This is a genomic window from Bacillus sp. NPDC060175 (assembly GCF_042728695.1).
Lineage (GTDB): Bacteria > Bacillota > Bacilli > Bacillales > Bacillaceae_G > Bacillus_A.
In genome coordinates this window covers 1-7,694 of record NZ_JBHWYR010000130.1, presented here as the reverse complement: position 1 = coordinate 7,694, position 7,694 = coordinate 1, and the positions used below count along the sequence as shown (strand labels likewise).

Below are 7,694 nucleotides of genomic sequence, written 5' to 3'. Positions count from 1 at the left end.
CTATTTATTCATATAACTGGTGGTGAAGTGAAATGACGATGTTAATGAAGCAGTTGAAGTTACATATAAATTTTCATTATAATGCATTTATTATATTTTGGATTGCAGCATTACTTATAAAAGGAATAACAAGTGCAATGGATTTAAAAGGAATAAAGGAAGGATTTTTACAACATATTTTAAGTAATCCTTCGATTGTAATTATATTTTTTATAGTAGTAAGCTCTTTCATTATACAGGATGATCTGTTTCGTTTAGCTGTTTCGTTTGGAGTAACGAGGTTAGAGTTTTTCATTGGATCAGTTTGCTATATTATATTACAGGCTGCGGTTTTCTCATTCCTTCAAGTGATTCTTTTACAAAATACATTGTACAGTACAACAAATACTAGTCTAGGAGAACACTCAGTAGAACAGTTTATTGTACAACTATTATTGTATGTTACAATAGCAACTTTCTTTCAAGTAGCAGTAGTAATTAAGAAACGGTTTAAGTGGATTGGTCTTATGGTAGGAGGAACACTTTTTATATCATTGAATAGTGTGCTTTATGGTGAAGTAGGAATACAGGATTTAAATTCTACATCTAATCTATCTTTAATAGATATTCCATATTTTACTGTCATTTCAATTGGATTAACTGTCGTCTATATCGTGACTAGCGGTATATTCATTCGAAAAGTATCATTTGAGTAAACGATTTAAAGTGTAATTAAATATATACTTTGGGAGAAGAGGGAAAATAAATGGGAGATACATCTTCACTAATAACAGTCTTTTTATGCGTAGCACTGCTAATTTTTTGGCGACGATATCGTTCTATGTATAAGCCGATAAAGGGAAAGGGAAAACGTATTTTGTGGCCATTACTATTTTTAACACCGGGTATTTTATTGTTTTTTGGTCCAGTACATCCAGCTATATTACAAGTGACTATAGCGGCATCCATTGGGGTGATTTTCGCAATCCCACTTATATTTCTAACAAACTATGAGCGAAGAGAAGATGGAAACATTTATACGAAAAAAAGTGCTGCCTTTTTAATTGCTTTTATCGGAATTGTTATTTTAAGATATAGTTCAAGACAATATATTGTTGGCTTAGATCCGCAAACAATAGGTTTATTATTTTACGTTGTTGCGGTGTCTTATATTATTCCGTGGAGAATTGCTTGTTATATAAAGTTCAAGAAAGTTTGGCGGGAAAATAATAATCATGCTATATGAAAACTTCTCATTTGAGAAGTTTTTTATTTTTCTATGTAAGTGAAATAACTTGTTGAAGTGCAAGCTACCATGCAATATGATAAATATAAAAAATTGAGGAGAGTGGAGGATATAAAAATGCGTACAATTTTACTTTTTCTAAATAACATGTCTACTGATGAGATAGAAAGTATTCGAGAAATACACGACCCTTTATTTGGTTTAATTCCTCCCCACATAACAAGTGTATTTCCTTTTGAAAGTAATATTTCAAATGATGAATTGAAATCACATATTTCGAATATATCAAAAGGGATAGGTACAATTGAGATTAAGTTTGCAAGTGGTGTAACTAGTATAGGAGACTATTTATTTTTAGAAATTGAGCAAGGAAAAGAACAAATAGAAGAGCTACATGATAAATTATATACAGGACCATTACTACCACTTTTGAGAAAAGACATTCCGTACATACCCCATGTAACAGTCGGAAGAAAAGAAAGCTCGCAGTTAGCTACTGAACTAGCAAGGGATCTTCCTTGTTTTCATGAGAAGCTGCACTGTGTAATCGATAGAATGAGTGTGGAACGTATTGGGGAGAACGGAGAATCAATTATTGAATTTGAAGTGTCATTACAAAGAAGCTGACAAAAGTCAGCTTTTTTATTTCGTACCATGAAGTAAAGTACCAATCGCACCACTATAACCGCCGTCTTGTAAAAAGACTGGTATTTTGTTTTGATACTCTGTATAGCTACTTATAATATTTTGAAGATGTACGTTATTACATAGAGTAGAACCGATGTAAATGATATGGTCAATATTTTTCGCTTCGGCGAATTGAAGGCTTAATGCTGTGACGACTTCACCGACAAGTCCTTGAACGGTAGCAAGTATATCTGAACTACTATAATTTGAGTCTGTAATGGTCGCTTTTCCGAAATTGCTAGCAGTTAAGTTATTATCAATAGGGGAGAGAATACCGCCATAAATATCTCCAACTGTAATGTCTAGACTGTTTCTTGAACCAATTTTCGTAAGCGGAATCACATCTTCAAAATGATCTATATTTGTTAATAGTTTTGAAAGACCCATAATAGTACCACCGCCAACTCCAGTTCCACCAGCGCGAACATATTGCTTGTCATAAACGTAGTGAATAGATGTACCTGTACCGATATTTGTTAATACAAAATTATTGATAGTTTGCTTTTCTTTGTTTAGGATATAGTGAACACCGGTTATAGTAGCATCGAATTCATTTAATGTTACTGTCTCATATGAATCCGAAAGTAGATCTTGCAATTGGGCCGCTTTACCACCTGTAATGCATAGTTGTGTAATGAATTTGTTTTGATGAAGCCATTCTTTAATCTTTTGGTGGTCATATGAATAAAATTTTTCAAAAGATATTTTATTCTCTACGTTATAGTAAACAATTTTTGTTAATGTTCCCCCAGCATCAATACCAATAACATTCCGCATTTCCCTACCCCTTACTATGTAATCTGTTTAATCAGCTTGATATATTAATAGCTTTTCAATGGTAACGATTGATTGACCGTTTACAGAGGCAATTCCTTTCCCAAGAACAAAACCTCGTCTGTTACGTGTTAATTCATAATGTAAGTCAAGTTTATCACCGGGATACGCATTTTCATGAAATTCCACCCCATCTAAAGAGGAGAGGAAACCAAGTCCTTCAGATTCACCTGTACTTACAAAAGCACTAAGTTGAGCCAGTGCTTCTACAATTAGCATATGAGGCATATAGTTTTGATTTTCATTAATAAACCACTCGTTATTTGTGATCAGTTTGTATCCTGTAGCTGATTGAGATTCTTTAACGTTTGTAATTTTATCAATCATTAAAAATGGATAGCGATGGGGAAGAGTATCTTTAATATTCATATCGTACCTCCAGGAATAATAATACCCCTGCTAAAGTTAAGCAGGGGAGTTATTATTAATTCTTAACTAATTCTTCTATTTTTTCAATAGAGAAAATACCGCTATTTTTAATGTTTTCAACTGCTTCTTGTAATACTACTTTATCTTGAACAAGTGCAATACGTACAAAACCTTCGCCATGAGGACCAAATGCATGGCCTGGTGTGACAACGACATTTGCACGATCCATAAGTGCATAAGCGAACTCTAGCGAAGTCCATCCTTTCGGAATTTCAGCCCAAACGAACATACTTCCAGCTGGTTTATCGACATTCCAACCGAATTTGCGGAATCCGTCCACTAAAGTATCTCTACGTTCTTGGTAAATTCTACGGTTTTTTTCGCAAAATGCAGCGCCGTGTCGTAATGCAGCGGATGCAGCTTTTTGAATTGGTAAAAACACACCGTAATCTGTATTAGACTTGAATTGCGTAAGCGCGCCGACAATTTCTTCGTTACCAATCATATAACCAATACGGCTACCAGCTAAACTATAACTTTTAGATAAAGAATTAATTTCAACGCCAATTTCTTTTCCACCAGGTACAGATAAGAAGCTAATTGGCTTTTGACCATCAAAATAAAATTCAGCATAAGCAAAATCATGGACAACGATAATATTATGTTTTTTCGCGAATGCAATTACATCTTTAAAGAAATCTTCATGTGCCATTGCTGGAACTGGATTTCCTGGGAAGTTCAAAATCATCATCTTTGCTTTATTGGCGATTTCTTCAGGGATAACTTCTAAGTTAGGTAAGAAATCATTTTCTTTTTTTAATGGCATGTAGTAAGATGTTGCACCGGCCATTTGAATTCCTGTTTCATAAGCCGTATATCCTGGATCAGGAACTAATATAATATCTCCCGGATTTGCAAAAACCATAGGTAAATGAACGAGCCCGTCTTGTGAACCCATTAATAATAAAACCTCTTTTTCAGCATTTAATTTAACGTTATGAGTGTTATTGTAATATTCAGTTACAGCTTCGTGAAATTCTTGAATACCAGTTAATGTATATCCGTAGCTTTCTTTTTCACTCGCAGTATGTACCATAGCTTCTCTTACGAAATCAGCAGGAGGCATATCAGGATTCCCGATACTTAAATCAATCATTTTATGATCTGCTGCAATTTTCTCTTTTTTATAGGCCCCTAATTCACTAAATATAGAAGATTGGAATGCTTTCATTCTAGTTGCTAAAGTGTAAGTCATCAAAACCCCTCCTAAAAACAGTGTTTTCTTTCTGTATTTTTAATTATTCTGAAAACACATGTTTACATTTTATCATTTTTTTATGAAAATTAAAACGATTGACAAATTTAGAGGGAGGATAGTAAGGGGGAAATAAAAATAACGCAGAAAATATTTTCCACGTTATAAATGACAATTATTTGTTTGTTTTTTTGTATGTACATGTTTTTTCAGTTGTAAAAAAGTATACATTTAATTTATCATCGACAACCTTTAAAGTTTGATCCGATGTAAATGAGTTACCATAATCAATGTGATATACATTAGAATTTTTGACAAATGAACCTTTATATAAATCCTCTTTTTTATTGGTTGTTTGCATTTCCACTAAATTGTGAACAACCTTTTCTTTCTTTTCTTCTTTTACAACTGTTTCAAATTTATAATACACAGGGCATTCACCTTTTTTATTATCAATGACTTCCCAAGAGCCGTATATATCATTATTGCTACATCCACTAAGTAGAACGATTAATATAGGGAAAATAAGTAGAAACTTTTTCATTGTGTACTCCTTTCTTATTATTTTTTATAAACGTGCGAATACAATAAGAATATTGTAATGAATAAAGTTTAAATTTTTATAAAGAATTAATAAATTTCACATAAAAATTTGGAGAAGGGTGGGATTTCAAAATAAAAAGGCATGAATCTAGTGTAATACCAGATTCATGCCTAAAACTCTATCTTATGTTATGTCTTTTGAGGATAAATGAAGCGGAAAGAAGAATGACAATTCCATTTACAACATACATATTTGCAATAATAAAGGCTAGGTTAGCTGCACCAAATCCACCTTTATCGAATATGGTAGCGAATGCTGTAGTAGTCAAAAAGATAATGGGAGTTAACAGTAAGAATAAGAAACCTGCAACAATCCTTCTTTTAAAGTTATTTTGAGATAGGGAAATGGCTAAAAAATTAAGGACGCCAAACATAACGAATGAAAACAGAAGGGTAATTAATAATTGCATACCAGCAGACATTTCCACAGCTCCTTTTTGAAGAATCTATAATTTATTGTATTCGAAAGTAGTAGGGGATACTCCTTTAAAAATTGGAACTATACAAAGCATATAAATTTCAATCCTAGAAATTGAAAAAGAATGGAGCCATATTAAAATACTGGATCCATTCTTAAGAAGTATTAGTTTTATAAATTCGCAGATTGCGAAGGTTGTTTTTCATATTGTTTCTGTTTAGATAGGGAAATGAAAATAATTAACAATGAAATGACTCCGAAAATGAGAACCATATATTGTAACCCAATCGTATCTAAGAAGAAGCCAGTTCCAAGTAAGACAATTTGGAACATAACTCTCTCAAACATATTACGGAATGAGAAGAGGCGACCGTGATAGCTTTTTTCTACTTTCGTTTGGAAAATTGTCGACATAATAGGGAAGAAACAGCCGACACTAAAGCCAAACAAACCAAACGATGTAAGAGCCATCCATTTTATATCGCTAAAGAACAATGAAAGGTGTGCAAAAGCGGTACAAATTGCGAAGAAATATAGTAACTTTTCAGGTTTGAAATGATCAGATAAACGTTTAATAACGAAGGCACCTAACATAAATGCTACACCTTCAATTGTATATATGAATCCTTTAATCGTTGGATCGTGTTGCATTTCGCTAATGTTAATAACCATTAAATTGAATCCAGCTATAAATAATAGAGGGATAATACTTAATATAAGTGCTGTGAAAGCAATAGGAATTCCTTTTAAAATACGGAATACTTCCATAAAGCTATTATCTTTAGCTGATTCTTTACTTGATGTAGTTGACTTTTTATCTTCAAATTGTAGGAAGAAAGTTGAGAGGAATAATAAAGCGTATGCTGCCATTGAGAAGGCATACATATACTGTAAACTCATTACAACTAAAAGAATTCCACCCAGTGAAGTACCTGCAATACGAGCGATTGTACCGATATTCATATGTACACCGTTCATCTGCAATAGCTCATGTTCCCGAACAATGAGTGGGATTACAGATTGTAATGCAGGGAAATAAAATGCCGCTGAAATTTGAAGTGCAATCATAAAAGCAATCATAAAGGCGATACTTTCATATTGAATAGCGAAAAACATGAAAATAACACTAAGAACACGACCAAATCCAGCGTAAAGAAGAACTTTTTTCTTTTCATACTGATCGATGACACGACCAGCCATAGGACCAACTAGAACACCTGCTAATAGTCCGATAAATAATATAACTGATTTCATAAAATCAGAAGGGACATATTTTTGCATAAACTCAAGGTTGCCAAGAATACCAAGCCATAACCCTAGACCAGCAATAAACTCCCCAATTAAAACGATCCAAACATTTTTATTACGCCACATAATGTAAAACCTCTCCGTCTTTTAAAGTGAAAAACTCGTATATAAAACCTCCTAATTTATTCATTATTTTTTAACGCGCCTTTTTTAGAGTCAGAGTCTATATTACGTGTTTCATTAGTGGATTTCAATCTTTTTGATTTGTCGAAAATTTGATTAATTATATGATGAAATAAGTAATTCAAAATGTGAAAAACTCTTGATTAAATACAAATTGAAAATAAAGAAAAGCATAGAGAAAATAAAAAAGTGAGAACGTAGTTACTACGTCTCACTTTTCTCAAATGCAACATCAAACAATAGATTTCTTTAGCAGCACTTATGATCTTGTCCAATAGCTAAACCACTAAAAGATAGAGGGCCAACAATGTCTGCACTTGCAGCACTTGTTAGATTTTCCACAGTTAATGAATACTCGTGAGTCCCGCAGCTTACATCTTGATCTATAGCTTGAAATGTTTGCGCGTAAAATTGCTCAGAACCTGTAGATTCAATCCCTACTTGAGCGTTGAAGATTTCTGTATTGTCACGGAAAATTCTAAATAATATTTGTGCTATGTCAGTTATACCTTTAACCCCAACTGTTGCAATTAATTCTACTCGATTATTACGTGAATCTCTTCTTGAAATTTTTAATTTAATATTTGCTAGAATTGCTTTTTCTGGGGAATCGGGAATTACAAAAGTTGTTTCACCAGTTCTATTTAAAGGTTGAGTAGCTTGGTAATCAATGATATGAGTCATATTCGTCACCTCCTCATATACTAAAATATGAAGGTAACGATGAATTAGCTTGGACATATACTATAAGATTTTAAGAGAATGGAGGAGTAATGTTGAATATAGAGAGATAATATAAAAGCATCAAGAAAAAATCCCAATTATGAGAGTCATTTTTTGATGCTTTTCATACTTTAGGCAGAATATTCTTC

Annotated in this window: 10 protein-coding genes; 3 read left to right on the top strand and 7 right to left on the bottom strand. The window is 32.9% G+C overall.

Annotated elements, in window-relative coordinates; all coding sequences use genetic code 11:
* Positions 1 to 32 precede the first annotated feature (32 nt).
* From ACFWDE_RS29060 to ACFWDE_RS29050, 3 genes are all read left to right on the top strand, one after another.
* Positions 33 to 695 carry a DUF4052 family protein gene (locus tag ACFWDE_RS29060; protein WP_377896216.1) on the top strand — a complete coding sequence of 221 codons (663 nt, stop codon included), beginning with the start codon at positions 33 to 35 and terminating at the stop codon, positions 693 to 695.
* A gap of 50 nt (positions 696 to 745) precedes the next feature.
* Positions 746 to 1,225: a CcdC family protein gene (locus ACFWDE_RS29055; RefSeq protein WP_377896215.1), complete on the top strand. Its 480-nt coding sequence runs from the start codon at positions 746 to 748 to the stop codon at positions 1,223 to 1,225.
* A 117-nt stretch (positions 1,226 to 1,342) separates the two neighbouring features.
* A complete protein-coding gene (locus ACFWDE_RS29050; RefSeq protein ID WP_377896214.1) occupies positions 1,343 to 1,852 on the top strand; it encodes a 2'-5' RNA ligase family protein in 510 nt (169 codons plus the stop codon).
* A gap of 15 nt (positions 1,853 to 1,867) precedes the next feature.
* Here the strand turns inward: ACFWDE_RS29050 and coaW are convergent, their stop codons facing one another.
* From coaW to exsC, 7 genes are all read right to left on the bottom strand, one after another.
* Complete coding sequence (gene coaW, locus ACFWDE_RS29045; RefSeq protein ID WP_377896213.1) at positions 1,868 to 2,689, bottom strand: type II pantothenate kinase; 822 nt, start codon at positions 2,687 to 2,689, stop codon at positions 1,868 to 1,870.
* Positions 2,690 to 2,716: 27 nt separating this feature from the next.
* Complete coding sequence (locus tag ACFWDE_RS29040; protein WP_002127819.1) at positions 2,717 to 3,115, bottom strand: 3-hydroxyacyl-ACP dehydratase FabZ family protein; 399 nt, start codon at positions 3,113 to 3,115, stop codon at positions 2,717 to 2,719.
* A 55-nt stretch (positions 3,116 to 3,170) separates the two neighbouring features.
* Positions 3,171 to 4,370 carry an LL-diaminopimelate aminotransferase gene (locus ACFWDE_RS29035; RefSeq protein ID WP_377896212.1) on the bottom strand — a complete coding sequence of 400 codons (1,200 nt, stop codon included), beginning with the start codon at positions 4,368 to 4,370 and terminating at the stop codon, positions 3,171 to 3,173.
* A gap of 175 nt (positions 4,371 to 4,545) precedes the next feature.
* Positions 4,546 to 4,914 carry a hypothetical protein gene (locus ACFWDE_RS29030; protein WP_377896211.1) on the bottom strand — a complete coding sequence of 123 codons (369 nt, stop codon included), beginning with the start codon at positions 4,912 to 4,914 and terminating at the stop codon, positions 4,546 to 4,548.
* Between the two features lie 178 nt (positions 4,915 to 5,092).
* Positions 5,093 to 5,395, bottom strand: a complete 303-nt coding sequence (locus ACFWDE_RS29025; RefSeq protein WP_377896210.1) for a hypothetical protein — start codon at positions 5,393 to 5,395, stop codon at positions 5,093 to 5,095.
* 167 nt (positions 5,396 to 5,562) lie between these two features.
* The gene (locus tag ACFWDE_RS29020; protein WP_002147232.1) at positions 5,563 to 6,765 is read right to left on the bottom strand and encodes an MFS transporter; all 1,203 of its coding nucleotides are present in this window, start codon (positions 6,763 to 6,765) and stop codon (positions 5,563 to 5,565) included.
* 306 nt (positions 6,766 to 7,071) lie between these two features.
* Positions 7,072 to 7,506: an exosporium protein ExsC gene (exsC, locus tag ACFWDE_RS29015; protein ID WP_219919051.1), complete on the bottom strand. Its 435-nt coding sequence runs from the start codon at positions 7,504 to 7,506 to the stop codon at positions 7,072 to 7,074.
* Positions 7,507 to 7,694: the final 188 nt, after the last annotated feature.

What these genes read in the sequence shown, in the direction of transcription:
- ACFWDE_RS29060 (WP_377896216.1), top strand. Translation starts at nt 33, where the DNA reads ATGACGATGTTAATGAAGCAGTTGAAGTTACATATAAATTTTCATTAT.
- ACFWDE_RS29055 (WP_377896215.1), top strand. Translation starts at nt 746, where the DNA reads ATGGGAGATACATCTTCACTAATAACAGTCTTTTTATGCGTAGCACTG.
- ACFWDE_RS29050 (WP_377896214.1), top strand. Translation starts at nt 1,343, where the DNA reads ATGCGTACAATTTTACTTTTTCTAAATAACATGTCTACTGATGAGATA.
- coaW (WP_377896213.1), bottom strand. Translation starts at nt 2,689, where the DNA reads ATGCGGAATGTTATTGGTATTGATGCTGGGGGAACATTAACAAAAATT.
- ACFWDE_RS29040 (WP_002127819.1), bottom strand. Translation starts at nt 3,115, where the DNA reads ATGAATATTAAAGATACTCTTCCCCATCGCTATCCATTTTTAATGATT.
- ACFWDE_RS29035 (WP_377896212.1), bottom strand. Translation starts at nt 4,370, where the DNA reads ATGACTTACACTTTAGCAACTAGAATGAAAGCATTCCAATCTTCTATA.
- ACFWDE_RS29030 (WP_377896211.1), bottom strand. Translation starts at nt 4,914, where the DNA reads ATGAAAAAGTTTCTACTTATTTTCCCTATATTAATCGTTCTACTTAGT.
- ACFWDE_RS29025 (WP_377896210.1), bottom strand. Translation starts at nt 5,395, where the DNA reads ATGTCTGCTGGTATGCAATTATTAATTACCCTTCTGTTTTCATTCGTT.
- ACFWDE_RS29020 (WP_002147232.1), bottom strand. Translation starts at nt 6,765, where the DNA reads ATGTGGCGTAATAAAAATGTTTGGATCGTTTTAATTGGGGAGTTTATT.
- exsC (WP_219919051.1), bottom strand. Translation starts at nt 7,506, where the DNA reads ATGACTCATATCATTGATTACCAAGCTACTCAACCTTTAAATAGAACT.